At 73.2% G+C, this 26,873-nt stretch carries 26 protein-coding genes and 1 pseudogene; 7 read left to right on the top strand and 20 right to left on the bottom strand.

Annotation, left to right across the window (positions count from 1 at the left end; all coding sequences use genetic code 11):
- The coding region (locus AC162C_RS00245; protein ID WP_484095795.1) for a hypothetical protein at positions 1-754 on the bottom strand (754 nt) is incomplete at its 3' end.
- Between the two features lie 9 nt (positions 755-763).
- Positions 764-1,540, bottom strand: a complete 777-nt coding sequence (locus AC162C_RS00250; protein ID WP_484095796.1) for a hypothetical protein — start codon at positions 1,538-1,540, stop codon at positions 764-766.
- On the opposite strand from AC162C_RS00250, the gene AC162C_RS00255 reads away from it, so the two are divergent.
- On the top strand, positions 1,533-2,855 hold the full coding sequence (locus AC162C_RS00255) for a glycosyltransferase family 39 protein (RefSeq protein ID WP_484095797.1): 1,323 nt from the start codon (positions 1,533-1,535) through the stop codon (positions 2,853-2,855). The two genes, AC162C_RS00250 and AC162C_RS00255, sit on opposite strands and share 8 nt — an antisense overlap.
- Positions 2,856-2,887: 32 nt before the next feature.
- On the opposite strand, the pseudogene AC162C_RS00260 reads toward AC162C_RS00255, so the two are convergent.
- The 5 genes and pseudogenes from AC162C_RS00260 to AC162C_RS00280 all read right to left on the bottom strand — a co-directional run.
- Positions 2,888-3,919, bottom strand: a pseudogene (locus AC162C_RS00260) (glycosyltransferase family 4 protein); the annotation flags it as partial.
- A complete protein-coding gene (locus AC162C_RS00265) occupies positions 3,916-4,935 on the bottom strand; it encodes a glycosyltransferase family 4 protein (RefSeq protein ID WP_484095798.1) in 1,020 nt (339 codons plus the stop codon). The pseudogene AC162C_RS00260 and the gene AC162C_RS00265, both read right to left, overlap by 4 nt.
- A complete protein-coding gene (locus AC162C_RS00270; RefSeq protein WP_484095799.1) occupies positions 4,932-6,062 on the bottom strand; it encodes a glycosyltransferase family 4 protein in 1,131 nt (376 codons plus the stop codon). Before AC162C_RS00270 ends, AC162C_RS00265 begins: the two co-directional genes overlap by 4 nt.
- Positions 6,059-7,192 carry a glycosyltransferase family 4 protein gene (locus AC162C_RS00275; protein ID WP_484095800.1) on the bottom strand — a complete coding sequence of 378 codons (1,134 nt, stop codon included), beginning with the start codon at positions 7,190-7,192 and terminating at the stop codon, positions 6,059-6,061. Before AC162C_RS00275 ends, AC162C_RS00270 begins: the two co-directional genes overlap by 4 nt.
- On the bottom strand, positions 7,189-8,493 hold the full coding sequence (locus tag AC162C_RS00280) for a lipopolysaccharide biosynthesis protein (protein ID WP_484095801.1): 1,305 nt from the start codon (positions 8,491-8,493) through the stop codon (positions 7,189-7,191). Before AC162C_RS00280 ends, AC162C_RS00275 begins: the two co-directional genes overlap by 4 nt.
- An 80-nt stretch (positions 8,494-8,573) precedes the next feature.
- On the opposite strand from AC162C_RS00280, the gene AC162C_RS00285 reads away from it, so the two are divergent.
- Genes AC162C_RS00285 through AC162C_RS00300 form a run of 4 tightly spaced genes read left to right on the top strand, consistent with a single transcriptional unit; the run spans position 8,574 to position 11,968 of the window.
- The gene (locus AC162C_RS00285; protein ID WP_484095802.1) at positions 8,574-9,932 is read left to right on the top strand and encodes an O-antigen ligase family protein; all 1,359 of its coding nucleotides are present in this window, start codon (positions 8,574-8,576) and stop codon (positions 9,930-9,932) included.
- Positions 9,925-10,626, top strand: coding sequence for a class I SAM-dependent methyltransferase (locus tag AC162C_RS00290; RefSeq protein ID WP_484095803.1), 702 nt, complete (start codon positions 9,925-9,927; stop codon positions 10,624-10,626). Before AC162C_RS00285 ends, AC162C_RS00290 begins: the two co-directional genes overlap by 8 nt.
- Positions 10,623-11,570: an NAD-dependent epimerase/dehydratase family protein gene (locus AC162C_RS00295; protein ID WP_484095804.1), complete on the top strand. Its 948-nt coding sequence runs from the start codon at positions 10,623-10,625 to the stop codon at positions 11,568-11,570. The genes AC162C_RS00290 and AC162C_RS00295 overlap by 4 nt, the downstream gene beginning before the upstream one ends.
- A complete protein-coding gene (locus tag AC162C_RS00300) occupies positions 11,567-11,968 on the top strand; it encodes a cupin domain-containing protein (RefSeq protein ID WP_484095805.1) in 402 nt (133 codons plus the stop codon). The genes AC162C_RS00295 and AC162C_RS00300 overlap by 4 nt, the downstream gene beginning before the upstream one ends.
- Positions 11,969-11,992: 24 nt before the next feature.
- Here the strand turns inward: AC162C_RS00300 and AC162C_RS00305 are convergent, their stop codons facing one another.
- Both AC162C_RS00305 and AC162C_RS00310 read right to left on the bottom strand, forming a co-directional pair.
- A complete protein-coding gene (locus tag AC162C_RS00305; RefSeq protein ID WP_484095806.1) occupies positions 11,993-13,135 on the bottom strand; it encodes a DUF5722 domain-containing protein in 1,143 nt (380 codons plus the stop codon).
- A gap of 10 nt (positions 13,136-13,145) precedes the next feature.
- Positions 13,146-14,084 carry a UDP-glucuronic acid decarboxylase family protein gene (locus AC162C_RS00310; protein WP_484095807.1) on the bottom strand — a complete coding sequence of 313 codons (939 nt, stop codon included), beginning with the start codon at positions 14,082-14,084 and terminating at the stop codon, positions 13,146-13,148.
- A gap of 104 nt (positions 14,085-14,188) precedes the next feature.
- On the opposite strand from AC162C_RS00310, the gene AC162C_RS00315 reads away from it, so the two are divergent.
- On the top strand, positions 14,189-15,208 hold the full coding sequence (locus AC162C_RS00315) for an SAM-dependent methyltransferase (protein ID WP_484095808.1): 1,020 nt from the start codon (positions 14,189-14,191) through the stop codon (positions 15,206-15,208).
- Here AC162C_RS00315 and AC162C_RS00320 read toward each other — a convergent pair.
- The 10 genes from AC162C_RS00320 to AC162C_RS00365 form a co-directional block, all read right to left on the bottom strand.
- A complete protein-coding gene (locus AC162C_RS00320; protein ID WP_484095809.1) occupies positions 15,178-15,624 on the bottom strand; it encodes an SRPBCC family protein in 447 nt (148 codons plus the stop codon). The two genes, AC162C_RS00315 and AC162C_RS00320, sit on opposite strands and share 31 nt — an antisense overlap.
- Positions 15,624-16,853 (bottom strand): class I SAM-dependent methyltransferase, encoded by a 1,230-nt coding sequence (locus tag AC162C_RS00325; RefSeq protein ID WP_484095810.1) that lies wholly within the window; start codon positions 16,851-16,853, stop codon positions 15,624-15,626. Before AC162C_RS00325 ends, AC162C_RS00320 begins: the two co-directional genes overlap by 1 nt.
- Entirely contained in the window at positions 16,850-17,599 is a 750-nt protein-coding gene (locus tag AC162C_RS00330) for a DUF1365 domain-containing protein (protein WP_484095811.1), read from the bottom strand. Before AC162C_RS00330 ends, AC162C_RS00325 begins: the two co-directional genes overlap by 4 nt.
- Complete coding sequence (locus AC162C_RS00335; RefSeq protein WP_484095812.1) at positions 17,596-18,792, bottom strand: NAD(P)/FAD-dependent oxidoreductase; 1,197 nt, start codon at positions 18,790-18,792, stop codon at positions 17,596-17,598. The genes AC162C_RS00330 and AC162C_RS00335 overlap by 4 nt, the downstream gene beginning before the upstream one ends.
- 60 nt (positions 18,793-18,852) lie before the next feature.
- Entirely contained in the window at positions 18,853-19,797 is a 945-nt protein-coding gene (locus AC162C_RS00340) for a glycosyltransferase family 2 protein (protein WP_484095813.1), read from the bottom strand.
- Positions 19,798-19,806: 9 nt separating this feature from the next.
- Positions 19,807-20,709, bottom strand: a complete 903-nt coding sequence (locus AC162C_RS00345) for a GumC domain-containing protein (RefSeq protein WP_462974519.1) — start codon at positions 20,707-20,709, stop codon at positions 19,807-19,809.
- A complete protein-coding gene (locus AC162C_RS00350) occupies positions 20,706-21,626 on the bottom strand; it encodes an NAD-dependent epimerase/dehydratase family protein (RefSeq protein ID WP_484095814.1) in 921 nt (306 codons plus the stop codon). Before AC162C_RS00350 ends, AC162C_RS00345 begins: the two co-directional genes overlap by 4 nt.
- 11 nt (positions 21,627-21,637) lie before the next feature.
- Positions 21,638-22,642 carry an ATP-grasp domain-containing protein gene (locus AC162C_RS00355; protein ID WP_484095815.1) on the bottom strand — a complete coding sequence of 335 codons (1,005 nt, stop codon included), beginning with the start codon at positions 22,640-22,642 and terminating at the stop codon, positions 21,638-21,640.
- Positions 22,643-22,705: 63 nt separating this feature from the next.
- Positions 22,706-23,299 carry a sugar transferase gene (locus AC162C_RS00360; protein ID WP_484095816.1) on the bottom strand — a complete coding sequence of 198 codons (594 nt, stop codon included), beginning with the start codon at positions 23,297-23,299 and terminating at the stop codon, positions 22,706-22,708.
- Between the two features lie 46 nt (positions 23,300-23,345).
- Complete coding sequence (locus tag AC162C_RS00365; protein ID WP_484095817.1) at positions 23,346-24,452, bottom strand: glycosyltransferase family 2 protein; 1,107 nt, start codon at positions 24,450-24,452, stop codon at positions 23,346-23,348.
- Positions 24,453-24,489: 37 nt separating this feature from the next.
- Between AC162C_RS00365 and AC162C_RS00370 the strand changes: the two genes are divergently transcribed.
- Positions 24,490-25,689 (top strand): glycosyltransferase family 4 protein, encoded by a 1,200-nt coding sequence (locus tag AC162C_RS00370; RefSeq protein ID WP_484095818.1) that lies wholly within the window; start codon positions 24,490-24,492, stop codon positions 25,687-25,689.
- On the opposite strand, the gene AC162C_RS00375 is transcribed toward AC162C_RS00370, so the two are convergent.
- Positions 25,644-26,864: a glycosyltransferase family 4 protein gene (locus tag AC162C_RS00375; RefSeq protein ID WP_484095819.1), complete on the bottom strand. Its 1,221-nt coding sequence runs from the start codon at positions 26,862-26,864 to the stop codon at positions 25,644-25,646. The two genes, AC162C_RS00370 and AC162C_RS00375, sit on opposite strands and share 46 nt — an antisense overlap.
- Between the last annotated feature and the right edge of the window lie 9 nt (positions 26,865-26,873).

Genomic DNA, 26,873 nt, shown 5'->3' on the forward strand with positions numbered 1-26,873 from the left:
GCACGAGCTCGGCGGGCTTCTCACGCTCCAACACGGCGCGCAGGTCGACGAGGCCCGTGCCGAGCTGGCGGAGGCCGGGCGCCGGGTCGCGCGAGACGACGCCGACGAGCTCGTAGGCGATGCCACCGCGGGCGGCGTCGATCTGACGGCGGATCCGCGCGAGGCTCTCGCCGTCGCCGACGAGCACGACGCGGCGCCGGATGCCCGCGATCTCCATCAGCTCGAGTGAGATCGACTCGTAGGCGGCGCGGAGCACTCCGATCGAGATCGCAGCGCACACGGTCGCCGTGGGGATCAGCCCGGTCGTCGTGAACTCGTAGTCCGTGCCGAGCCCGAACGCGAGCACGATCAGCGCGACCACGATGAGCGACGCGACGATGCGCCCCGGCCCGGCCCGCCGCTCGCGCGGTGCATACAGGCCTGCCTGCAGGAACACGAGCACCGTGATCGGCACGAGGAACTGCAGCCACTCGCGCTCCTGCCGCCAGAGGAGGCTCCAGAAGACGTCGCTCTCGCCGTAGACGAGCTGCCGGATCACGAGCGCGACGTACAGGCCGAGCGCGAGACCGGCGACGTCGACGACGACGAGCGCGGCGACGCTCAGTGTCCGCCGCACGACACCGACGATCGTGCCTCGCGAGAACAGGTAGACGCGCGACCGGCGGACGTCGGACCCGGGTGGGGGCGGCGCACCGGGCCGGACGGCCTCCTGCGGCTCCCGGGACGACGCCTCGGACGGGGCCTTCGTCGCCACGACTCGATTCTACTGCGGTCCGGGCACGGTTCCTCCACGCGCGATCGCATCCCACGCCACCTCCGGGGCGTCGGCCGCGACGCGGGCCGCGACCTCGTCGAGCCGCGCCGGGGCCCGGCGGAGCGCGAGGACGCGCAGCGCCGCGGCGAGCGCGCGGCGCCGGCGGGCGTCGAGCAGGTCGGTGTCGTGGAAATACGCGTGGACGACGTCCACCCGCAGGCCGCCCGGACGGGCGAGTGCCCGGACGAGATCGCCGACCGAGTGCGTCGTCGGCACCGCGACGAGCTCCGTCCCCGCCACCTGGACGCGCGCAGGCACGCGGAGCTCGGCCCAGCGCTCGTTCGGTCCCAGGTAGGCAGGCATCGCCGCACGCGGCGTGCAGTCCGCGTAGCCGAGCGTCGCGCACGCCGCCGCGACCGCGGCGTCGGTGTACCAGCCGCCGCCACAGAACACGGACGGCGCGAGGCCCTGCTCCCCGAGCCACCGGCCCTCGGCGAGCACCCTCGCGCCGGCCTCGCTCTCGTTCCCGGTCGGCCGTGCATGGGTCGGGCTCGTCCAGTGGGTGTGGTGCCCGAGCGGGCCGTGGCGCGCGGCCTCACGCGCGCGCTCGAGCCAGGTACTCGCATCCTCGCCGGCTGCGGCGTCGGGCGGCCGGATGAGGGCGGCGACCGGGAATCCGCCGGGCGGACGCTGCATCAGGCGGAGGAGGCGGGCCCAGACACGGTCGTCGAGCACCCGCTCGACGTGGCAGGAGACAACCGCGTACCGTTCCGTCGACGTGCCCACGCTGCGCGAACGCATACCACGCCCGTCGCAGTGGGGGCGACGAGAGGCCTACCTCGTCGTCGGGGCGGCGGCGGCGCTGCCCCGGCTGCTGGCGCTGCTCGTCGAGCGGGGGACGATCCTCGAGGAGTACGTGGAGAAGAGTGACCGGTTCGCCCAGACGCTCGTCTCCAGCGGCACCTTCGGCTTCGTCCCGGACGTCCCCTCCGCCTACACCCAGCCCCTGTACGCGTTCTTCCTCGCGGGCCTCTACTGGCCGCTCGACCGGTCGTGGGTCGTCGTCGGCCTCGCACAGATCGTGGTCGCCGTCGTCACCGCACTGCTCGTCGTCGAGATCGGGCGGCGCCTGCGCTCGATCGGGATCGGCGTCGTCGCCGCCCTCGTCGCGACGCTCCACCCCTACGTCGTCTGGCACGACGTGCACGTCAACCGCGAGATCCTCGACGGCCTGCTCGTCGCCCTGCTCACGCTCCTCGCCCTGCTCGCCTACGAGCGGCGCTCGGCGCCGATCGCCTGCGCGGCAGGGTTCGTCTGCGGGGTCGCGATCCTCGGCAACGCGCGCCTCGTCGTGCTCCCGTTCGTCCTCGCCCCGTACCTCGTCTGGCGCATCCGCCCACGGTTCGAGGCCGTCGTCACCGCCGTCCTCGTGATCGTGTTCGCCGCAGCGGCCGTCGCGCCCTGGGCGATCCGGAACGAGGTGCGCGTCGGGTGCGTCGCGATCACGACCGACGCGCGGGCCCTCTGGAAGGCCAACAACGAGAACACCTACGACGTGCTCGCGCGAGGCGGCTGGATCGACGACGTCCCCGAGCTCCCGGGTATCCCACCGTGGCCTGAGCGAGCCGCAGAGATCTCTCCGGCCGCAGCCCGCGCCGTCGACGAGTGCGAGCAGATGCGCTTCTACCAGGACGAGGTGTTCACGTTCTGGCGCGAGCAGCCGGGCGAGAAGGCCCGCCTCGCGGCGCAGGCGGTGGGGATGCTGTGGCGTCCGACCTTCACCACCGAGACGTCCGAGACGGCCGGCGGGGGGATCGCGACGCTCGGACGGAAGGTGGCCGAGCCCGTGTTCATGGTCGCCGTGTACGCGCTCGCCGTCTGGGGGCTCTTCCTCGCGCCCGCGCACTTCGTCGCGCTCGTCCTGCTCCTCGTCGGGACGAACACCGCGCTCGCGATGGTGTTCGCCGGCACCGTCCGCTACCGGGCGCCGTTCGACGTCCTGCTCGCGGTGCTCGCCGCGTTCGCACTCGCCCGGTCGTGGGAGCTGCTCGCACGGCGTCGCCCGTCGGCGAGCCCCTTCCGGCGGAGCACCGCGCGGTAGAGCTCCTCCGTCCGGCTCGTGCAGCGCTCCTGGGTGAACGCCTCGTGCACGCGCGCCCGCCCGGCGGCGCCGAGCGCGCGCGCCCGCTCCGGATCACCCGCGAGGGCGCCGAGCGCGGACGCGAGCGCACCGGGATCCGCGGGCGGCACGAGCATCCCGGTCACGCCGTCGACGACGATCTCCGGCAGCCCGCCGACGTCGCTCGCGACGACCGCGCGCCCGCGCTCCATCGCCTCGAGCGCGACCATGCCGAACCCCTCCCCGAACGACGGCACGGCGACGATCGCGGCCTGCTCCATGACGTCGCCGGCGGGACGGTGCCCGAGGAAGCGCACGACGCCGTCCACGCCGAGCGCCGACGCCTGCGCCCGCAGCTCCGCTTCGAGCGGGCCGGCACCCGCGATCGCGACCTCGAGGCCGGGTAGGCCCGGGGCGAGCTGCGCGACCGCCTCGAGAAGGACGTCGTGGCCCTTGATCGGGATCAACCGACCGACGACCGCGATCCGGGGCGTGACGGGCGGAGGGGGCGGCTCCGGCCCGGGGACGATGCCGTAGTGGACGACCTCGAACGAGCCCTCCGGGAACCCCTCCGTCTCCGTCAGGTACCGGGCGAGCCCGCCGGAGATGGCGACGTGCAGATCGAGCAGGCGGCCGATCCCACGGTCGGCGGCGGCGAACGCCCGCCCCGAGCGGAACGGGTTGAAGCCGTGCTTCGTGCTCGCGAGCACCGGCACACCGGCGAGACGGCCGGCGACGAGGCCGTAGAAGTCGGCGTGGACGAGGTGCGTGTGCAGGATCACCGGCCGGTGTCGTCGCACGATCCGCACGACCCGCCCGAGCGCGAGCGGGTCCGCGGCCCGGGGAAGGCGCACGCCTTCGACCGGGACTCCGGCGTCGTCGAGCTTCGCGGCGAACTCCCATGCTCCCGGCTCGTCCTCGTGCAGGAGCAGGAAGCGGACGTCCCAGCCCCGCGCGCGCAACTCGGGGAGGAGGAGCAGGAGGTGGGCCTCGGAGCCGGAGATCCGGGTCACCTTGCCGACGTGGAGGACGACCTCGCGGCTCATCGTCCCGCCGCCTCGATCACCGCGTCGGCCCAGCTCTCGACGGAGTGCATCCGTTCGACGCCGGCGCGCAGGTCACGCCCGATCGCGTTCCGGTCGACGCCGGAGAGCCAATGCAACCGGTCGGCGAGGGCACTCGGGTCGTCGCGGGCGAAGCGGAGCTCGGACGGCAGCAGCGTGTCGAGCGCCGGGTTGGAGGCGAGGACGGGCAGGCACGTCGCGGCCGCCTCGAACACGACCTTGTCGGTCGCGCCCGCCCGCATGTTGTTGACGAGGACGTCGGCGTCGGCCAGGAGCCCGGGAACCTGCTGGCGCGGCACCGGGCCGCCGACGGAGACGCGATCGCCGACCTCGAGCTCCGACACCAGACGCTCGAGCTCCTGCCGGTGGGCGCGCTCCTCGTCCGTGAGCGAGGGGCCGAGCACCTTCAGGCGCACCGTCGGCTCGAGCGCGGCGGCGCGCACGACGGTCTCGAGGCCCTTCGCCGGAGAGGTACGGCCGAGCGCGATCGCGTCGAGCAGCTCCGTCGCGGGTCGCTCGACGCAGCGGAACCCCTCGAGATCGATGCCGTGCCCGATCGCCCGGACCTTCGGCGAGGAGAGCGGGAACGAGCGGGGGTCGACCGTGAGCACGGTGCTGGACACGCGCTCGGCGAGGGCGAGCAGGCGGCTCGCCCGCCAGTGCGTGAACCAGAGCAGGACGCGGACACCGAGCGGTCGCGCAAGGGGCGCTGCGAGCACGGCGTAGATCGGGCACATGTGCGCGAGCACCGCAGCCGGACGCGGCCGACGCGCGAGCTCGTGGGCGAGCGCCGCGCCGAAGCGCGCTCCGCGCCCGACGCGGTGGCGGCTCCGGAACAGGTGCACGCGGCAGTTCGCGGGGAGCACTCCCTCGACCGCACTGTCGGCCAGCACCACGATCTCGTCGCAGCGTGCCGCGAGCGCCCGGACCTTGGCGACGCTCGCCCCCAGCACGGGGCTCGCGGGATCGACCTGCTGCGTGACGACGACGAGCCTCATGCCCGCCCGCCGACTCCGGTCACGCGGTCGACGAGCTCGCGCGTGCGCCGCGCGTGCTCCTCCGGCGTCGCCCGCCACCGCTCGACGTCCCGCCGCGCGCCTCCGCCCAGGCGCTCCGCGAGCCCCGGCTCGGTGAGCATGCGCACCATCGCCGCGGCCAGCGCATCGGCGTCCTCGGCGGGGACGAGCAGGCCGTTCTCGCCGTCGACGACGATGTCCGGGATGCCGCCGGCCCGCGCGCCGAGCACCGCCCGCCCTCTGCAGAACGCCTCGACGACGATACGCGGCAGCCCCTCCGAGCGGGACGCGAGGAGCAGGGCGGTCGAGGCGTCGATCGCAGCGGCGACCTCGGGTGTCGTGAGCCGCGGCGTCCAGCGCACGCGCCCGGGGAAGTCCGTGACGAGCCGTTCGGGGAGCTCCCGCATCGTTCCCTCCCCCACGATGTGGAGTCTCCCGTCGGGAACCTGCGGGGCGGCCCGACGCCACGCCTCGGCGATGACGTCGACCGCCTTGTAGCGCTCGAGGACGCCGACGAAGAGGAGCTCCGGCCTGGGCGGGAGCGGCTCCGGCGCCCGCTCCGAGAACGCGTCCAGGTCCATGAAGGCGACGAACTCCGCCACCGGCTCGACACCGAGCCCCCGGACGATGCCGGTCGTGAACGGCGACAGCGTGCGGACGCCGTCGGCGTGGCGCACGGCGTACCGGGCGAGCATGTCGGCGACGGGCGACAGCAGGCGGCGTCGCGGCGACCCGTACAGTCGCGTGGGCGCACCCGGATCGCCGTGGAGATCGAGGATCACGGGCGTCCGGGCCCGGGCCAGCGCCCGGCCGAGGAGTGCGAGCGCAGTCTCCGGCGCACCCTGGACGAGCAGCGCGTCCGGCCGCCGTCGGCGGAGCTCCCCGGCGACGAGGAAGGGGAAGCGGAGGTAGAAGAGCGGTCCGTCGAGCGCCGGGGACGGCCGCACGAGCGTGAACCGCGGATCGCGGGCGTGAACCTCGCCGCGCCTCGCCGCGGCGAGCACGTGGACGTCGAGGACCTCGCCGAGTGCGTCGAACTTGCGGGCGAGCGACGTCGACAGCGGCAACGCATAGCGCGTCCTGCTCGCCATGAGCAGCGCCGGCTTCACGCCCGCGCCACCTCCACGAGGATCGCCTCGATCCGGCCGAGCAGGACGTCCTCGGCCAGCGGGGCCACCGACGGCGCGGCAGCTGCTGCGAGCCGCTCGCGCAGGCCGTGGTCGTCGAGCAGGCGCGCGATCGCCGCCCCGAGCGCGGCGGCGTCTCCCGGTGGGACGAGCAGGCCGTTCTCCCCGTCGTGGACGACCTCCGGCACACCGCCGACCGCCGCTGCGACGACGGGCGTCCCGACTGCGAGCGCCTCGAGCAGGGCGTGCGGCATGTTCTCCCAGCGCGACGGCAGCACGGCCGCATCGGCGGCGCGGAACAACCGCAGCACGTCCTCGCGGGTGCCGCTCCCGAGGAAGCGGACGCGGCCGTCGAGCCCTGCATCCCGGACGCGGCGCTCCAGCGACGCGCGCTCCGGGCCGTCGCCCAGCACGACGAGGGTCGCCGCCGGGACGTCTGCGAGGGCGTCGAAGGCGACGTCGAGGTCCTTCTGCGCCGTGAGCCGACCGGCGAACGCGAGCGACGGGCCGTCCAGGGCGAGCTCGGCCCGCAGCGTCTCGCGCGGCGGGAGCACCGGAGGGCTCGGCGCCGGATTGGGCACGACGACGACGCCCCCGGGATCGAGGCCCCAGCCGATCGCGAGCTCGCGGAGGTACGCGGAGGGCGAGATCACGACGTCCGCACGCCGGAGCGCCGCCGTGCGTGAGGCGCGGAGGGCCCGTACGCGAGGGCCGCCCGCGAGCCCCTGGAACGCGTCGAGCGTCCCGGAGAAGAGCTCCGCCCGTCGGGCGCGCTCGTAGGCCTCGTCGGCGACGAGCTTCACGACGAGCGGCCGCCGTGCGACGGCCGCACCCGCGGCTGCCCGGCGGATCATGCTCGTCGCGTAGACGACGTCGGCGCCGCGAGCGGACCGTGCGACGAGCGACGCGACGGCGACGTGTCGAAGCCCCGCGGGCACCGAACGCGCGACCCAGCGGACGTCGTAGGCCCGCGCCTCGGGAGGGCGGCCGGCCGTGGTGACGACACGAACCTCGTGGCCCCGGTCGGTGAGGAAGCCGGCGAGCGCAGGGGCGTGGACCGCCGGGCCGCCGACGTCGGGCGGCCAGATCCCGGTGACGATCACGGCTCTCACGTGGCCGACGCCCCCTCGGCGATCCCGTCCCGACCGGCGCGGCTGTCGGCGCGGACCCCGACGAGGAGCACGGCCCACGTCGCCGCGAACGCGAGCGTCGAGACGAGGACGGCGACCGCGGCGCCGGTGACACCCCACTCCGCGCCGAGCACGGCGACGAGCGGGAGCAACACGACGGCCTCGACGCCGTGCGTGATCACGCGGAGCCGCGGGCGACCGATCGTCGTCGGCAGCGACTTCGACCAGCCGAGGATCACCTGGATCGCACCGGCGAAGAGGATGATCCGGGCCGCGGTGATCGCGGCCTCGTACGCCTCGTCACGGAAGAAGGTGCGGACGAGCCACGGCATCAGCACGAAGAACACGGGGACGGCGACCGCCATCAGCGCGGCGACCTTCGTCGTGTACGCGCGGACGGCGGCCATCACCGCCCGCTGGCGGCCGAGCTCCCACTCGCGCGTGTGCTCGGTGAGCAGGACGAGGCGGACCGGCGCGGAGGCGGCCGTGAGCCCGCTCTGGGGAGCCTGGGCGACGCGGAACAGCCCGACGGCGTTCGTCCCCGCCACGACACCGAGGACGAGCGGGGCGAGCGTCGCACGGAGCGAGACGACCCCCGTGGCGAGGCTGGAGCCGAGCACGAACGACATCAGCGGCCGCCGATCGCCTCCGAGTGGCTCCGGGGGAGCCGTCGGGAACCGCCGGAGCGCGGCGCGCCCGACGACCGAGATCGTCACGGTCGCGATCACCTGTGCGACGACGACGAGCGCGAGCGCCTGCCACGCGCCGAACTGCGTGCCGATCGCGATCGCCCCGAGGCGCAGGGCCATGGAGAGGGCGAGGTAGGCACCCCGCAGGTCGTACCGGCCACGGAGCAGGAGCGCGGTGCCGGCGACGTTCTCCGGCGCCTGGGCGAGCGGGAGCGCGGCGACGGCGAGGAGCGCGGCCTCGAGCCCGTCCGTGTCGAAGACCCGGTCCGCGAAGGGCGCGAGAGCGAGGAGCACGAGCCCCGCCAGCAGCCCCCCGGCGAGCTTCAGCTCGAGCGCGCGCCGGAAGAGGCGCCGCAGCTTGCCCCACTCCTGCCGGGTCACGTACCGGAAGCCGAACTTCGTGAGCGAGTCCTCGACCGTGAGGTCGAGCAGCGTCTGGAAGAACGACGCGGCGACGAGCGCAGTGGCGAAGACGCCGAACTCGTCGAGCCCGAGGACGTTCGCGGCGACGATCGTGCCGAGGATTCCGAAGAGGACGGAGGCGTAGAGGCCGGCGGCCGTCGCGGAGCGGCGCCAGAGCAGGCGGAGGCGCATGTCGCAGGCCAGTGTAGAGCGCCGCCTGGCCGCGCTCCCCGGCGATTCGGGCCGCCACCGCGTCGTCTACAGTGGCGGCGGTGACGGCGCAGCCTGTTCCGAGCCGCACGACGCTCGCGGCGCGCGTGCGCCACCTCTCGGCCGGCACCGGGGGCGAGGGCCTCGTCCTCGCGATCGCCGTCCCCCCGCTCTTCCTCCACGCGACGTACCAGCCCCACGTGTCGATCGGGCTCGCGTCGACGACCGTGGACGTCACGCTCGCGGACGCCGCGGTCGCGGCCGTGGCGGTCGCGGCCGGCCTCCGCACCCGGCGCGACGGCCTCGGCCCGCTGGCGCGCGCGCGGTGGGTGCTCGGCGCTGCGGCCGCCTTCGTCGCGCTCGCCCTCCTGTCGCTCGCGACCCCGGCGCTCCGCGGCGAGGAGTACGCGTACGCACCGCACGTCGTGAGCGCGCTCAAGCTCGCCTGGTACGCGATGCTCCTCCCCGCCACCGTGCTCGTCGTCAGGAGCGCCCGGGAGGCGGTGCCGCTCTTCCGCGCGGTCGTCCTCTGGGGGGCGGCCGCAACGGCGTGGGGCGCACTGCAGTTCCTCGGCGTCGTGGCCGAGTTCCAGGGGAAGCGCCCGGGGCAGCGCGAGCCGTCGTTCCTCGGCACGCACGACTTCGCAGCACTCAGCGGGGCAGCGGTGACTCTCGGGCTCGTCGCCCTCCTGTTCGCCGACCGCCGGGCACTGGCGGGACGAAGTTGGATCGCAACTGCGGTCGTCGCCGGAAGCCTGGGACTGGTCCTCTCCGGCGCACTCACCGCGGTTGCAGGGTTGTGGCTCGCTGCCGCCGTCGTCGTGATCGTCGCCTACCTGACGACGGGCGCCCGACTCGGGCGCGTGCTCGCGACCATTGGCATCGTGCTGACCGTGACGGCAGGGGCGACAACGATGCGAGCCGAGGCGATCACACGATTCGCCGAGTTCCTCGGCATTCGCGACCGCGTGACCGACACCGGCATCGAGAGCTACGCCCAGCGCACGCTCCTCGCGTACATCGGTGCGCGCATCTGGCTCGACCACCCCGTCGTCGGCGTCGGCTTCCAGGCGTCGAGCGAGGAGTGGGCCTACGGCCCCTACCTCGACGACGCGCGCCGGAGGTTCCCGGACGAGCCCGAGGAGGCGTTCCCCTCGCCCGAGCGCCCCTGGGGGGTGCAGAGCCTGTACGTGCAGGTGCCGGCCGACATGGGGATCGTCGGCTTCGCCGCACTCCTCGGCCTGTTCTCGGCGGCCGTCGCCTCGGCCGTCCGCGGCATTCGCGGGTCGCCCGCCCCACTCGTCGGCCTCGCGTGGCTGCTCGTCGCCACGGGCGTGTGGGCCGGTATCGGGCTCGTGCCCGGCATCCCGCTCGCCGCACTGACGTTCGTCGCCCTCGCCCTCACGACTGTCCGTGACTGACCCGCGCCTCGATCCCCCGCTCTCGACGACGACGTACGCCGTCCGGGCGCCCCTCGTGCGCTGGCTCGCGGCGGAGGCGCGCCTGGCACACGAGGCCCTCGGCCCCTACCGGCTCCTCGACGTCGGCTGCGGCGAGAAGCCCTATCGCGAGCTGTTCGCTCCGTACGTCTCCGAGCACGTGGGCGTCGACGCCGTCGAGAACCCGGCCGCGGACCTCCGTGGGCCGATCGAGGCGCTGCCCGTCGAGGACGGGTCGTTCGACGTCGTCCTCTGCGCGCAGGTGCTCGAGCACGTCGACGACCCCGTGCAGGCCGCGCGGGAGCTGAGCCGCGTCACGCGATCGGGGGGGCGGCTGCTGCTCTCGACGCACGGCGTCTACGTGTTCCACCCGGCCCCTTCCGACCACTGGCGCTGGACGCACACCGGGCTCGAGAAGCTCCTGCGCGACACGGGCGACTGGGCCTCCGTTAGGGTGACCGCCGGCGCCGGTACGGCGTCCACACTGGCGATGCTGAACGCGATCTACCTCGAGCACCTCCTGCGCCGGACTCCGATCCGCTTCGCCCGCGGGGCGGTCGTCGCGGCGATCAACCGTGTCGGGCGCACGCTCGACCGGAAGATCTCGCTGCTGCAGCAGCCGCGCCCCGGGACGCTCACCGCCAACTACCACGTCGTGGCCGAGCGGTCGCCGTGAGCCGCGTCGTCCTCGTCACGGGCGGCGCCGGGTTCATCGGGTCGAACCTCGTCCGCGAGCTCCTCGTGCGCGGCGATCGCGTCCGGGTGCTCGACAACTTCTCGACCGGGCTCCGCGGCAACCTCCTCGGCATCGCCGACGACGTCGAGGTCGTCGAGGGCGACCTGCGCTCGTACGAGCGGGTGCACACGGCGGTGCGCGGCGTGGAGATCGTGTTCCACCAGGGGGCGCTGGGCTCGGTTCCCCGGTCGGTGCAGGATCCGCTGACGTCGACCGCGGTGAACGTCGAGGGCACGCTGAACGTGCTGCTCGCAGCCCGGGACGAAGGCGTGCGCCGCGTCGTCGCGGCGTCGTCGTCGTCCGTGTACGGGGACGGGGGCACCTTCCCGCGCACGGAGTCCCAGGCGCCGAACCCGATCTCGCCGTACGCCGTCGCCAAGCTCGCCGCGGAGCGCTTCTGTGTCAGCTTCGCGCGGGTGTACGGCCTCGAGACGGTGGCGCTCCGGTACTTCAACGTCTTCGGCCCACGCCAGGACCCGGGGTCGCAGTACGCAGCCGTGGTGCCCCTCTTCGTGAGCGCGATCGCGGCCGGCGAGCCGGTGACGATCCACGGGGACGGTGAGCAGTCCCGGGACTTCACCTACGTCGCGAACGTCGTCGACGCCAACCTCCTCGCGGCGGACGCCGCGGAGGCCGCGGGAACGGTCCTCAACATCGCGGCCGGCGGCTCCGAGACCGTCGGCACGCTCGCCGAGACGATCGGGCGCCTGCTCGGGAAGCCCGTGACCCGGGAGCACACGCCGCCGCGACCGGGAGACGTCCTCCAGTCGTGGGCCGACGTCACCCGCGCGCGGGAGGTGATCGGGTACGAGCCCCGGATCGGGTTCGAGGAGGGGCTCCGGCTCACGATCCAGTATCTCCAGGGAGGAGGATCCGGCCGATGAGCCATCGCTTTGGATCGATCGACCAGCTCGGGGAGGGGTACGGGTTCCGCAAGGTGCGCCGGGAGCTCGGGGTGACCGCCTTCGGGGTGAACGCGATCGTCTATCCGCCGGGGCACGACGGCTTCGCCCACTACCACGACGTCCAGGACGAGCTGTACTTCGTGCACCGCGGCACGGCGCGCTTCGAGGTCGGCGACGAGGTGCGCGTGCTCGGCCCGGGCGGGCTCTGCCACGTGGAGTCGACGACCCCGCGCAAGGTGTCCAATGCCGGCACCGACGACCTCGTGCTGCTCGTGGTCGGCGGCAAGGGCGGGTACGTGGAGCGGGACGGCCACCTCGTCGACGACGCCGACGGGGAGCGACGGCGGACGTTCGGGTCGGGCGACGCGGTCGCCTGAGACCCGGCAGCCGAACGACTCGCCCTACCTGATGCGCCCGGTCGAGATCTGCTCGAAGGTCTCGCGTGCGTCCTTGCGGACGTAGCGGCGGTTGTAGAGGCCCGACTGCCAGCCGCCGAGGCGGGCCTCGTCGCGCAGCAGGAACCAGACGAAGACGTCCACCTTCGGGTCCCGGCGGAGCTTGAGGTACGCCTCGCGCATGTAGGCCGCCTGCTCCGCGTAGCTGACACCGAACAGCCTGTCCGGGGGGTTCGTCTGGTAGCCGTACTCCGTCACCCAGAGGCGGACGTTGCCGTAGAGGCGCTGCACCTCACTCGTCAGCACCTGGAAGTTCCCGAGGGTGACCGCGGTCGGCGCCTGACCGCGCATGCCGGGGGGCGGCGGGGTCGAGGGGGTCTCGTTCCTGGTGCCGTAGTACGGGTGGTGCGCGTAGGCGTCGAAGCCGCGCGCGCCCGCAGCCTTCATCGCGCGGAGGAAGGCGATCGGCGACGACGACGGCCGGGAGGAGTTCGGGTTGTTGTTCCCGCGCGGCGCGGTCACGCCGCAGCCGACGCGCGCCTTGCGCTGCACCGACTTCACGCCGGCGACGACCGAGTTGCAGATGCGCGCGTAGTCGCGTGCGCTCAGCAGCACCCAGCGGCTACCGATCCGCGCGTACTGTGGCTTCAGGAAGACGGGGTTGTTCGGCTCGTTCCAGGCGAGCCAGAGCCGCACGGCGGGGAGCCTCCCCTCGGGGCCGGTGAACGTCCCGCTGTAGCGGCGCGCGGCGGCGACGGCGAAGCGGCGCAGGTCGATCGCCTTCGTCGGCGCCACGTTCCACCCCCTCCCGCCGTTCGCCCACGACGGGGTCCCGACGATCGAGAGCATGACCTCGGCGCCGATCGCCCGCGCCCGGAGCACCGTGCGGTCGTACGCCGTCCAGTCGTAGGCGGGGTCCGCCGGGTCGGACGGGTTGCCGGGCTTCGTGTTCGCCACGCCGTTCGGGCCGCCCCAGCGGAGGTTGGCGCGGATCAGCTTTGTGCTGATCTGCTGCAGGATCGGGAACACGTAGTCCGGGTTGCCGTAGAGGATCTCCGCGTCGTCGTAGATGCCGATGCGGATGAAGCGCGACGCGTCGGCCGTGGGGGCGAGCACGAGCGCCACGGCGTACACGGACGCCGCGGCCACGACCGCGAGCCTACGCACGCGTCGGTTCCCCTCCGAGTGACGCGATCGTGCGCCGGAGGCCGTCCTCGAGGTCGACCTCGGGCTCCCACCCGAGCAGCTGCCGGGCCCGCGTGATGTCGGGCTCGCGCACCTGCGGGTCGTCGACGGGGAGCGCCTCGAAGACGATCTGGCTCGACGAGCCGGTGACCCGGATCACCGTCTCGGCGAGCTCGAGCAGCGTCCGCTCGACGGGGTTGCCGATGTTGACGGGCAGGTGCTCTCCCGATTCGGCGAGGAGGACGATCCCCCGGATCAGGTCGTCGACGAAGCAGAAGCTCCGCGTCTGCGACCCGTCGCCGAAGACCGTCAGCGGCTTCTCCTCGATCGCCTGCCGCAGGAAGGTGGGGATCGCGCGGCCGTCGTGCGGCCGCATCCGCGGGCCGTAGGTGTTGAAGATCCGCACGATCGCCGTGTCGACGCCCTGCTGGCGGTGGTACGCCATGGTCATCGCCTCCGCGTACCGCTTCGCCTCGTCGTACACGCCGCGCGGGCCGATCGGGTTGACGTGCCCCCAGTACGTCTCCGGCTGAGGGTGGACCTGTGGGTCGCCGTAGACCTCGCTCGTCGAGGCGAGCAGGAACCGCGCGCGCTTGGCCTTCGCGAGGCCGAGCGCGTTGTGGGTCCCGTAGGAGCCGACCTTCAGCGTGAGGAGCGGCAGCCGCAGGTAGTCGATCGGGCTGGCGGGGCTCGCGAGGTGGTAGACCGTGTCGACGGGCTCGTCGACCTCGATGTGCTCCGTGATGTCGTGCCCCAGGAAGCGGAACGCGTCGTCACGCAGGTGCTCGATGTTCGCGAGCGACCCGGTCTCGAGGCTGTCGATGCAGATCACACGGTTCCCACGCTCGAGGAGCGCCTGACAGAGATGGGAGCCGAGGAAGCCTGCTCCACCGGTGACGACGCACGTGGACATGCGGCGATGCTACCCAGGGCCTCGGGCGGACAGGCCCAGTTCTTACGGGATCCTCACGTTCCCGCACACGACCGCGCGGCGCGGACGAGACCGGAGCAGGTGTAATGGGTCACGTGCTGTCCGACCTCCTGCTGGAGCGCGACCTCGTTCCCGACGCGGTCCTGCGCCCGCTGATCCGCGCGAACTGCGCGCTGCGCCTCCACCGCGAGCGGCGCAGCCCGCGGGGAGCCTCCGACCTCGTCGAGCGCTCCCGGAGCGCTCCGATCGCCCCGGTCCCGGATCGTCCGAACGAGCAGCACTACGAGCTCCCGCCAGCGTTCTTCGAGCTCTGTCTCGGCCCGCGCCTCAAGTACAGCGGCTGCCTGTGGCCGGAGGGCGTCTCCTCCCTCGCGGGCGCCGAGGAGGCGATGCTCGCGCTCACGTGCCGCCGTACCGGGATCGAGGACGGCATGGACGTGCTCGACCTCGGCTGCGGCTGGGGGTCGCTGACCTTCTGGCTGCGCCAGCGCTACCCGACGTCCCGCGTCCTTGCCGTCTCGAACTCGTCGCTGCAGCGCGAGCACATCGAGCGAGAGGCAGCGCGGCGGGGGATCGACGGGATCGAGGTCGTCACCGCGGACATGAACGTCTTCGACACCGACCGGCGCTTCGACCGGGTCGTCTCGGTCGAGATGCTCGAGCACATGCGGAACTACGACGCCCTGCTCGCGAAGGTCGCGTCGTGGCTCCGGCCGAGCGGGCGGTTCTTCGCTCACGTGTTCTCGCACGCGCGCTACGCCTACACGTTCGACCGCTCCTGGATGGCGCGCACGTTCTTCACCGGCGGCACGATGCCGTCGCACGACCTCCTCACCCGCTTCCAGCGGGACCTCGTGCTCCGCGAGGCCTGGAGCATCGACGGCACCCACTACGCACGAACGGCCGAGGCGTGGCTCGCGAACCTCGACGCCGCCTCCGAGGAGGCCCGTGCGGTGCTCGCGGGCGCCTACGGGGACGGAGCCGCTGCGCTCTGGCTCGCCCGCTGGCGCGTGTTCTTCCTCGCCTGCGCGGAGCTGTTCGGCTATCGCCGCGGGCGCGAGTGGGGCATCTCGCACTACCTGTTCGAGCGCCGCCCCTCGACGTAGCGCTTGAGGTGCTCGAGCTCCTCGGCGGTGGCCGCGCGCATCGCGCGACCGAGGAACGGAGCCGCCACCTTGAGGAGGAGCGAGCGCGGCCGGAGCGGCCAGTCCATCGTGACGCGCGTCCCCGCGTCGGTCGGCTCGAGGCGGAGCTCGAGGTCGAACTCGACGGACGTCGAGCTTCCGGTGAGCGCGAACCGCCGCTCCGGCTCGAGCGCGGTGACGACGTCGTCGAGCACGAGCTCGCTCCGTCGCCAGCGAACGACTTCCCGGATGCGGGAGCCGACGCCGAGCGGCCCGTCCGAGACCTGGCGGAACTCGAGGAGAGCCGGCCGCCACTCCGTGTGCGTGGAGAGGTCGGAGACGACGGCCCAGACGTCGGCCGGCGGCGCGTCGACGTCGATGTGCTCGGTGATGCGCATCAGAAGGACCTCCGGAGGTCGGGTTGCTCGGGGAGCGTGTCGTTGAAGGGGCGGCTGAGCACGAGCTGCATGTCGCGGAGCGCGCGGATCGCGAACCCGGCCTCGCAGTACGAGAGGTAGAAGCGCCAGATGCGGAGGAACCGCTCGTCGTAGCCGAGCGCCCGTACGGCGTCCGCCCGCGACTCGACGTTCTCCCGCCACGCGCGAAGGGTCTGCGCGTAGCCGATGCCGATCTCCTCGACGCCGACGATCATCAGCCGTGTCCGGCCGACGGCGGACGCGAGTGCCTCGAGCGACGGCAGGAGCGACCCCGGGAACACGTACTGCTGGATCCAGTCGGGCGTGCGCCGGTAGCGCTCGTAGCGCTCGTCGGGGATGCCGATCGCCTGGACGCACGCGAGCCCGTCGGGTGCGAGGAGACGGTCGATCGCGGCGAAGAACCTCGGGTACTCCGCGTGGCCGATCGCCTCGATCATCTCGACCGACACGATCCTCGAGTACGAGCCTTCGAGCTGCCGGTAGTCGCGCTCGAGGATCTCGACGCGGCCGTCGAGGCCCGCGTCGGCCACGCGCTCGCGCGCCAGCGCGGCCTGGGCGGGCGAGAGCGTCAGCCCCGTGACCCGGCATCCGCTCTCCCGTGTCGCGTGAATCGCGAGGCTGCCCCAGCCGCAGCCGATCTCGAGCAGGTGGTCGTCCGGGCCGAGGCGGAGCTTCTCGCAGACGTGCCGGAGCTTCGCCGCCTGCGCCTCTTCGAGCGTCATCTCCGGGCGCTCCCAGTACGCGCACGAGTACGTCATCGTGGGGTCGAGCATCAGCGCGAAGAGCTCGTTGCCCAGGTCGTAGTGGGCGTAGATGTTGTCCTTCGCGACGGTCGGGGTCTGCCGCTCGGGGAGGTGCGGCCGCAGGCGTTGCGCCGCGTGGAGCAGCTGCGTCAGCGGGTGCTCGGCCGCTGCGGCGAGGTTTCGCCCGAGCAGGGAGAAGAGCCCGACGAGGTCGTCGCAGTCCCAGTGGCCCGCGACGTAGGACTCGCCGAACCCGACGCGGGTCCGTCGGCCGAGCGCGCCCCACAGCGCCTCCGGCCGCCGGACGTCGACGACGATCGACGGCGCCGACCCGTCGCCGAACGCACGCCCGCGGCCGTCCGGATACCGGAGGACGATCCGTCCGCCGCGCACGCGCTCGAGCGCCCGGAAGACGAGGCGCGCGGTGAGCCCGGCGATCGCGCTCATCGCCTCACCGTGCCCCTCCCGGGCACGAACGGGGGCTTCCGGAAGAACGTCGCACCCTTCAGCTTCAGCCGCAGCGCCTGCCAGTTGATGCGCGCGACGACGAGCGCCGGCAGCAGTGGCTGCCGGAGGAGCGCAGCGAGCAACGACCGTGGCGTGAGCTCGACGCGGCGGGCGACGAGCGTCGCCACGAAGTCCGGCTCGCCGTCCTCGTGGACGTCGATGCGCACGGCGACGTGCTCGTCGGCCTCGGAGAACCACCAGGTGTACCGCTGGTCCATCGACATGAACGGCGAGACGTGGAGGCGCTTCTCCGTCTGCCAGACGAGGCGCTCGCGGGCGCGTTCCGCACCGGCCGGCACGAACACGTAGGGGAGGCGCTCCCCGAACGTGTTCGAGACCTCGGCCACGATCGCGGCGAGCGTCCCGTCCGCACGTCGGCACCACCAGAACGAGACGGGGTTGAAGACGTAGCCGAGGACACGCAGGTTCGTCAGCACCTCGAGCCGACCGCCGCCGGCACCGAGGTCGATGCCGTGCGAGGCGAGCAGCGCGCGCACGTCGAGGTGGTCGCGCTCGTGGAAGGACGTCGGCGCTGCCCGGTTCCACCCGAAGAGCCGCAGGCGGCGCCCGAGCTCCGGCCCCTCCGCGAGGTCGAGGAGGGTCATGTACACCCGGTAGCGGAAGACGTTCTCCACGCCGCCGCGGCGGGCGTGCATCACGGTGCCGACGTACAGGGCGGATCTCATGCGAGCGCCCTCTCGATCGCCGCGGCCGCGCGGAGCCCGGATGCGAGCCCGTCCTCGTGGAAGCCGTACCCCTGCCACGCGCCTGCGAAGGCCGTCCGCCGCGGGCCGTCGAGCGTCGAGAGCTCGGAGGCGGCAGCGTGGCTCTCGATCGTCATCTGCGGGTGCTCGTCGGCGTGGACGGCGAGGATCGCGGACGGATCGATCTCGCCCGTCCGGTTCAGGGTGATGCAGTACTCCTGCCCCGACGGCAGCCCCTGGAGCCGGTTCGCGGAGTACGTCACCGTGGGAGCCGGCGCGAGCTCGCCGCAGGTCGCCGACTGGTAGTTCCAGGCCGACCGCTCTCCCCGGCGACGCGGCAGGAACCGGGCGTCCGTGTGCAGGACGGTCTCGTTCGCCGCGGTCTCGAAGGCCCCGAGCAGCCGCCGCTCGTCGGTGGAGGGATCGGTCAGCAGCGCGAGCGCGCGAGGCGCCGACGTCGCGACGACGACGGCGTCGAACCGCTCCTCGACACCGTCCGCGGTGACGAGGCCGACACCGTCCGGCTCGCGCGCGACCGCGGCCACCCGCGTCTCGCGGCGGACGACGATCCCGGGATTCGACAGCAGTGCATCCACGTACCGGCGGCTGCCGCCGACGACCGTCCGCCACCGGCGGCGACGCAGCCCGAGCAGGTTGTGGTTGCGGAAGAAGGTGAGGACGAACGACGTCGGCATCGAGAGCGCCCGGCCGGGCGGCGCCGACCACAACGCCGCGGTCATCGGCACGAGGTAGTGGCGCCGGAAGGACTCGGAGTAGCCCTCGGCGCGCAGGAACTCGTCGAGCGTCCGCGGATCGCGGTCGGACGACTCCGCGGTGCGCAGGAAGCGCAGGATCTCCGCGAGCAGCCCCCGGCCGGCGCGCCAGGGCCGACGGCTCGACCACGCGACGCCGCACCGGCACTCGACGGAGAACGACATCACGGTCGGCCGGGTGTGGACGCCCAGCTCGCCGAAGAGCCGCGTCAGCCGCGGGTAGTTGGCCTCGTTGTAGACGATGAAGCCGGTGTCGACGGTCAGGGGCCCCACGTCCACCGTCCGGGCGTGGCCTCCGGGATGCGACCCCGCGTCGAACACGACGACGCGGTGCTCGGCCGCGAGGGCGTGTGCGGCGCCGAGGCCCGCGACCCCGCCACCGACGACCGCTACCGCCGCCACGACGCGCACCACCTCCCCCGCTCGGCCCGGCGTCGCACCCTCACGGGATCGACCATACCGTCAGCGCAGCTCCTTGTTCGCCTCCTGGTCGAACCACATCGCGAACAGCGTGAACTGCGTCCCCGAGATCAGGAGCAGCGCGACGAGCACGATCGTCGGCGTCGTGATCGCGTTGCCGAGGAAGACGCGCGAGAAGGCGACGACCACCCCGAGGACGACCCCGATCGCCGTCATCAGCGCACCGAGGGCGTAGAAGAAGACGAGCGGGTGGAAGTCGCGGATCACGTACTTCTCCTTCATCCGCCACCAGAAGCCCTTGAACAGCAGCCAGGCGATCCTGGGCGCGACGCGGCTGATCTTGATCCCCGACTGCTCGCCGATGCCGTAGATCGGCCGCGACGGGACGTCCGTCACGCGGGCGTCGACGACGTTGAGGTGGACGAGGAGGTCGTTCGGGAAGCCGTAGCGGCGGTAGACGCGGTCGAGGTCGAGGCGCTGCAGGGCGCCGAGGGAGATCGCCGTGTACCCCGCCTGCGAGTCGGCGACGTGCCAGTACCCGGACGCGATCTTCGTCAGCAGCGAGAGCACCGCGTTCCCGAGATAGCGCGCGTGCGGGATGAGCGCCCACGCCTCGCCGCTGAAGAGGCGGTTCGCCTTCGCGTACTCCACGTCGCCCCGTGCCACCGGTGCGACGAGGTCGGCGAGCTCCGCCGGGTCCATCTGGTTGTCGGCGGCCATGACGCACGTGACGTCGATCTCCTCGTCGCGGCACTGCTCGTAGCCCGTGACGATCGCCGCCCCGACACCGCCGTTGCGCTCGTGGACGACCACGCGGACGCGCGGGTCGCCGACACCCCGCGCACGCTCCGCGGTGGCGTCGGTCGAGTGGTCGTCGACGACGACGATCCGGTCGACGAAGTCCGGGATGCCGCGGAGCGTGTCCGCGACGAGCAACTCCTCGTTGTACGCGGGGACGACGACGGCGACGCGCTTGCCTTCGAACACGGACCCTCGTTAGGCGCCCGTCGCGGCCTTCCTCCGCGCTGCGACGGGATCCCAGAGCCAGGCGGCGATCGCGCCGACGATCAAGCCGAGGAGCGCCCCGATCACGGCGGCCGTGCGACGGCTCGTAGCGGCGGTCTTCTTCGCGGCGGCGCCCTCGATCACCTGGCTGCGCTCGACCGTCTGTGCGAGCGAGAGCAGCTGCTGGGCGCTGTTCAGGTTGGCGAACACCGTGGCTCGGCGCTGCTCCGCGTTGTTGATCGTGGCGTTCGAGTTCGTCGAGACGAGGAGCTTCTCGGACAGGCTCAGGCTCTCGTCGGCGAGTGCGATCCGCTGCTGCTCGGTCGCGGCGGTGATCCTGCGGTCGATCTGCACGAGCTGCTGCTCCGCGTTCGCGATCTGCTCCTCGAGCAGGTCGATCTTCCGCTCGACGTACACGGAGACGTCCTGGACGACCGTGTCGGTCAACGAGTCGGCGGCGCGCTCGGCCTTCACCGCCTGCGGTGCCTGGACGACGATCTCGACCAGCGGCGAGAGGTTGCGCGCCGTCCCCGGCGAGGTGATCGCCTGGGAGGTGACGTTGCCGCGGAGCTGGCCGAGCGTCAACCCGCTGTCGCGCGCGGCCTTGCGCAGCGCGGACTCGGAGCGGATGATCTCGCCGACGGTGCGGGGGTTCGTCTGCAGGCTCTGGATCTGCCCGCCGCCCCCGGGGGTGAAGGGCTGGCCGAGGTAGACGAGGGATCGCGCCTCCCACACGCTGCCGCCGCCCACCGAGACGATCACCCCGAGCACGGCCCCGACCACGAGGCCGCCGACCGGGAGCCACCACCGGGCGGCGAGGCGGCGCCAGGCCGAGCGGAGGTCGACCTCCTGCTCACCGTCGAGCTCGGGGACGCCGGGCCGCTCGTCGCTCATCGCGCCGCGACCCTAGCAGTGGCCCACTCCCACTGCGCGCGCACGCCGTCTCGCAGCGCGGTCGTCGCCGTCACGCCGAGCTCCCGCTGCGCCTTCGTCGTATCGGCGGACGTCCGGCGGACGTCGCCCGACGCGGCCGCGTGGCGCTCGATCGCCGCCGCCCGCCCCGAGACCTGCTCGGCGAGGGCGATCACCTCCGCCATCGTCGCCTCCTCGCCGCCGCCGACGTTGTAGATCTCGCCGCTCCGCCCGCGGTCGGCCGCCGCGACGGTGGCGGCGACGGCGTCGGCGACGTACGTGAAGCTGCGCGATGCGCCGCCGTCGCCGTAGAGCGGGAACGCACCGCCCGAGGCGATCGCCTCGAGCAGGCGGGCGAAGGCCATGTCGGGCCGCTGCCTCGGCCCGTAGACGGTGAAGTAGCGGAGCCCGACGGCGTCGAGGCCGACCGTCCGGGCGAGCGCGTGCGCGAGGTGCTCGCACGCGAGCTTCGTCACCCCGTAGGGCGAGATCGGGCGCGGCACCGTCTGCTCCGGTGTCGGGTACGCCTCGGCGTCGCCGTAGACGGACGACGACGACGCGTAGACGACGCGGGTGCCGCGGGCCGCCGCCGCCTCGAAGACGCGCTCGGTCGCGACGATGTTCCGCCGCACGTAGAGCTCGAAGTCCGGGCCGAAGCTCGCACGGACGCCGGGCTGGCCGGCGAGGTGGTAGACGAGGTCGACGCCGTCGAGCACCGGGCCGAGATCGTCGCGCGCGAGATCGAGATCGACGAGCTCGCGCCCGCCGAGGTTCTCCCGCTTCAGGGAGGGGTCGTAGTAGTCCGTGAGGCAGTCGAGGGCGACGACGTCACGGCCGTCGCGTGCGACGGCCTCCGCGAGATGCGAGCCGATGAAGCCCGCGGCGCCGGTGACGAGCACGCGCGCCACCCTCAGACCTCGCCCGGCTCCGCGGCCAGCGGGTGCGGGAGCTCCTCCGCGAACGGCCGCAGGTCCGTGCCGTCGTCGACCAGGCAGAGGTCGGAGAAGAAGCGCGTCATCACGATCCCCTCGCGGAACTCCCCGATCCGAGGCTCCGGCCGTTCTCCGCGCGCGAGCGCGAGGGCGAGCTCGGGGTAGCGGCTGCCCGCCGCGAGCGGCAGCGGGAACGCGCCCCCGAACCGCGGGTTGACGTCGGTGATCGGAAGCGACCCGTCGGGCTCGCGGAAGCACTGGACGTTCGCCGGGCCGACGATGCCGACCGTCTCCGCGACGCGGGCGCCGTGCTCGATCAGCTCGCGGTCCTGGATCGAGCGGCCCTTGATCGACTCGCCCCCCTTCGACTGGATCATCGTCCGCGGGATCGCGTTCAGGCAGCGTGAGTCGAGGTCGCAGAAGACGTCGATCGAGAACTCCTCGCCGAGGCAGCACTCCTGCACGAACGAGTCGACGGGGGTGTAGCGGAGGAAGAAGGCGAGCTCCTCCGGGTCGCGTGCGCGGTGGATGTGGCGGGAGCCGAACCCCTCGCGCACCTTGACGAGCAGCGGGTAGCGGGCGTCGTCCGGGACGTCTGCCGGGAGCCACGACCGCGGCGAGTCGAGACCGTGCTCGACGAAGAACGCATGGGCGCGGTACTTGTCCCCCATCGTCGCGCAGACCTCGGGAGCGGGCACGAGCACGAGCGCCGGCGCCAGCTCCCGCGTGGAGCGCGCGAGGAGCGCCTGGTCGAGGTCGGTGAGCGGGACGACGAGCCTCACGTCGTGCTCTCGGACGAGGTCGGCGAGCGCGGGGACGTACCCGTCGTCGTCGATCCGCGGCACGAGCGCCATGTGGTCGGCGTGGTAGAGGGCGGGGGCGAGCCGGTCGGCGTCCGCCCCCACCGTCGTCGCCCCGGCGCGGCCGAACGCGCTGACGATGTCCACGCGCTGACCCGCGCAGGTGAAGAGGACGGCGGTCATCGGCGACAGAGGCTAGCGTCCGTCGCAGGACGGTGACACGCGCGCACCGGTCGGCCGGGGGCCCTAGCGGGCCGACTGGTCGTCGCGCCAGCCCCCGGTCGCGCCCTTGTAGGTGCCGCCGAACAGGGCGAGCGGCGTGCGCAGGAGGATCGCGAGGTCGACGCGCGGCGACCGATGCTCCACGTACCACACGTCCAGCTCGATCCGCTCGGCCCAGGAGAGCGCGGCCCGGCCGTGCACCTGCGCCCAGCCGGTCAGTCCGGGGAGGACGTCGAGCCGGCGCCGCTGGCGGGCGTCGTAGCGCTCGACCTGATAGCGGAGCGTCGGCCGCGGGCCGATGATCGACATGTCGCCGCGGATCACGTTCCAGAGCTGGGGCAGCTCGTCGATCGACGTGCGGCGCAGGATCCGGCCGACACGCGTGATCCGGGGGTCGCCGCGGTCGACCGCGTACCCGGCCCCTCGGCGCTCCGCTCCCTCGACCATCGTGCGGAGCTTGAGGAGCTCGAAGTCGACGCCGTCCCGTCCGACGCGAACCTGTCGGTAGAGGACGGGGCCGCCGTCCTCGAGCTTGATCGCGATCGCCGCCGCGGCGAGGAACGGGCTCGCGACCGCGAGCCCGAGGCCGGCGACGGCGACGTCGGCGACCCGGTTCACGGGGCGCCCCCGGCGACGCGCGCGCGGGTCGGGACGGGGCGGGCCCTCATCGCGTCCCCTCCGCCGCGTCCCAGGTCGCCGGCACGCCGCGGCGCAGGTAGTTCGACAGGGCCTGCACGGTCGCCCACGTGACGAGCGCGTAGTAGCGGGCGAGCGGCACGCCGGCGGCTGCGGCGCCGAGGAACGCGAGCTGGGCAGCGAGCGCGAGGGCGTAGAGCGCGCCCGCGCCGACGAGCACCACGCTCGCGCCGAGGAGCACGACGTGGAGGAGCCCGCTCCCGTAGCGGAGCAGGCGGTGCGAGACCATCTGCACGAGGTACCACGGCGGGAGCCGCCGGAGCATCGACCCGCGGAGCGTGATCTCCCAGCAGTGCTCGAACATGCGCACCTTCCGCCGGTACTCCGCCTCGTTCGTGGGCGTCGGACGCTCGAACGCGAGCGCGGCGGGCTCGTACACCGCCCGCCTCCCCGCCTGCACCATCCGGTAGGGGAACGCGAGGTCGTGCCCCCAGCGCGGGTCGACCTCGACGTAGTCGTCGCGCCGCACCGCGTAGATCGACCCGTTGCCCCCGGTGATCGACCCCGCCCGGGACTCCTGCTCGCGGAGCCACAGCTCGTACCGCCAGTAGGCGCCCTCGCGGTTCGACCCGTCCGGGGCCTCGAGCACGAGCCGGCCGCAGACGTAGGCGACGTCGGGGTCGGCGAGCGCGGCGACGAGCCGGCCGAGCGCATCCGGCGCCCAGCGGGCGTTGGCGTCGGAGAACGCGACGACCTCGCTGCGCGCCCCCCGGACGGCGCGGTCCTGGGCGGCGACCTTGCCGCCGCGCGGGCAGTCGAGCAGCTGCACCCGCGGTTCCCGGCCCGCGACCGACGCGACGATCTCGTTCGTGCCGTCGGTCGACGCGTCCGAGGCGACGACGACCTCCAGTCGCTCGGGCGGGTAGTCGAGCGCGAGCAGGTTCTCGAGGCGGCGCTCGATCACCGACTCCTCGTCGTGGGCGGCGACGACGACCGTCACCGACGGCTGCCTACCGTCGTCGCCGCTCACGGGACGCGGCCTCAGCCGGGCCCGCGCGGCCACCGCGAGCGGGTAGCCGACGTGGGTCCACGCGAGCGCCCCGAGCGAGCCCCAGAAGAGCGCTTTCCCGATCACGAGCGCCGAGTGTACGGCCCGCCGCTACCGTTGCGCCGTGCGAGACGACGCCACGCGCCCGATCCGCGTCCTCCGCGTGATCGCCCGCCTCAACGTCGGCGGCCCCGCGCTGCACGTCTCGTACCTCGCGCGAGGCCTCGCCGGGCGGGGGTACGAGACGACGCTCGTCGCCGGCGACGTCGGCCGCGGCGAGGAGTCGATGGCGTTCGTCGCCGAGCAGGCAGGGGTCGACGTCGTCCGGCTTCCCGGCCTCTCGCGCGAGCTCTCTCCGATCCGCGACCTCGTCGCCACCGTGCGGCTCGCGGGGATGATCCGGCGGCTGCGCCCCGACATCGTGCACACGCACACGGCCAAGGCCGGCGCGGTCGGACGCGTCGCCGTGCTCCTCGCCGGACGCCGTCGGCCCGTCGTCGTCCACACCTTCCACGGGCACGTCCTCCGCGGCTACTTCGGCACCGCCGGCTCGCTGCTGTTCCGGGCGATCGAGACCGTCCTCGGGCGGTTCACCGACTCGCTCGTGGCGGTCAGCCCGGAGGTCCGCGACGAGCTCGTGTCGATGGGCGTCGCCCCGGCGTCACGCTTCACCGTCGTCCGGCTCGGCATCGAGCTCGAGCCGCGTGTCCGTTGCGAGGACGACCCGTCCGCTCTCCGTCACCGCTACGGGATCGGCCTCGACCGCTTCGTCGTCGGCTGGTTCGGCCGGATGACCGCCGTCAAGAGGACGGAGGACCTCCTCGATGCCCTCGCCGCGCTCCGCGAGCGCGGCATCGACGCGCTCCTGCTGCTCGTCGGCGACGGCACGGACCGCGAGCGCCTCGAGCAGCTCGCCCACGGCCGGGGGCTCGCGAAGTCCTGCCTCTTCGTCGGGTACCAGGAGGACGTCGCGCCCTGGTACGCGATGTGCGACGCGGTCGTGCTCACGTCGGCCAACGAGGGGACGCCGGTGACGATCATCGAGGCGCTCGCCGCCGGACGCCCCGTGGTCGCGACGAACGTCGGCGGCGTCCGTGACGTCGTCGACGAGGGCGTCAGCGGGTTCCTCGTCCGTCGCGGCGACACGCACGCGATCGCCGAGCGACTGGAGGTGCTCGCGCGCGACCCGGTGCGCAGGTCGGCGATGGGCGAGGCGGGTCGCACCCGCGTCCTCGAGCGCTACGCGGTCTCGCGGCTCGTCGACGACGTCGACGCGCTCTACCGCACGCTGCTGGCGACGACGTCGGCGATAAGCCGCCGGTAGCGGTCGAAGGCGACCTCGCGGTCCGCCTCCTGCTCGACGTACGCCCGTCCCCGCTCACCCATCCCGTAGAGGCCGAGATCGCCTTCGACGAGCGCCCGCAGGGTCGTCGCGACGACATCGGGGCGCCCGGGCGGCACGACGATGCCGCAGTCCGTCTCACGCACGATGCGGACCGTCTCGGACTCCTCGTCGGCGGCGACGAGCACGGGGCGGGCGACGGCGAGGACGCCGTAGAGGCGGCTGGGGACGACGTAGCCGGAGAGGCCCTTGGCGAGACCGACGTAGTGGATGTCGGCGGCGGAGAGCGACTGCGCGAGCACCTCGCGCGGCTGGTAGGGGAGGAAGTGCACGGTGTCGGTGACCTCGAGCCTCCCCGCGAGCGCGGCCAGCTCGGCGTGCCGCGCACCGAAGCCGACGATCACGATCCGCAGGTTCTCGAGGTCGCGCAGGAACGTCGCGGCGCGGACGAGGCTGTCGAGGTCCTGTGCGTGCCCGACGTTCCCGGAGTGCATGACGACGAAGCCCCGGTCGAGGCCGTGCTCGTGCGCCCAGGGGTTGTCGCGGGGCTGGGGCGTCAGCTCACGGGTGTCGACCCAGTTCGGGATCACCTCGATCCGCTCGCTCGGCGCCCCCTTCTCCTCGAGACGGCGCTTCATCGTCTCGCCGATCGCGACGATGCGGTCGGCGCGGCGGAGGTACAGGCCGACGAGCTGGCGCAGCGTGCCGAGGAGGACGCGGTTCTCGAGGCGCTTCAGGCGCTCGGCGATCTCCGGGAACACGTCCTGGCTGATCACGACGAGCGGCACGCCGAAGCGGCGGGCGACGACGAGTCCCACGTCACCGACGATCGGAGGGTCGGTCATGCAGAGCACGAGGTCGGGCTCGCGCCCGCCGAGCGCGGCGAGGACGGAGTCGCCGAGGTACGTGACGTAGTTCGCGGCACGCAGATGGAGACGCGAGCGCTCGTAGGCGGTGGAGCGGGTGCGCACGATGCGAACGCCGTTCCGTTCCTCGACGGCGGGGAGGTCGTCGAGCCCGTGCAGCGCGCCCGTGACCACGGTCACCTCGAAGTCCCGCGCGAGCGCCTCGCAGAGCTGTGCCAGCAGCTGGGCGGTCGCCTCCAAGCCCGGCCAGTAGTACTGGTTGAGGACGAGGATGTGCGGCCGGGCGCTCACGGGCGGAGG

It is taken from the genome of Gaiella sp. (assembly GCF_057140465.1).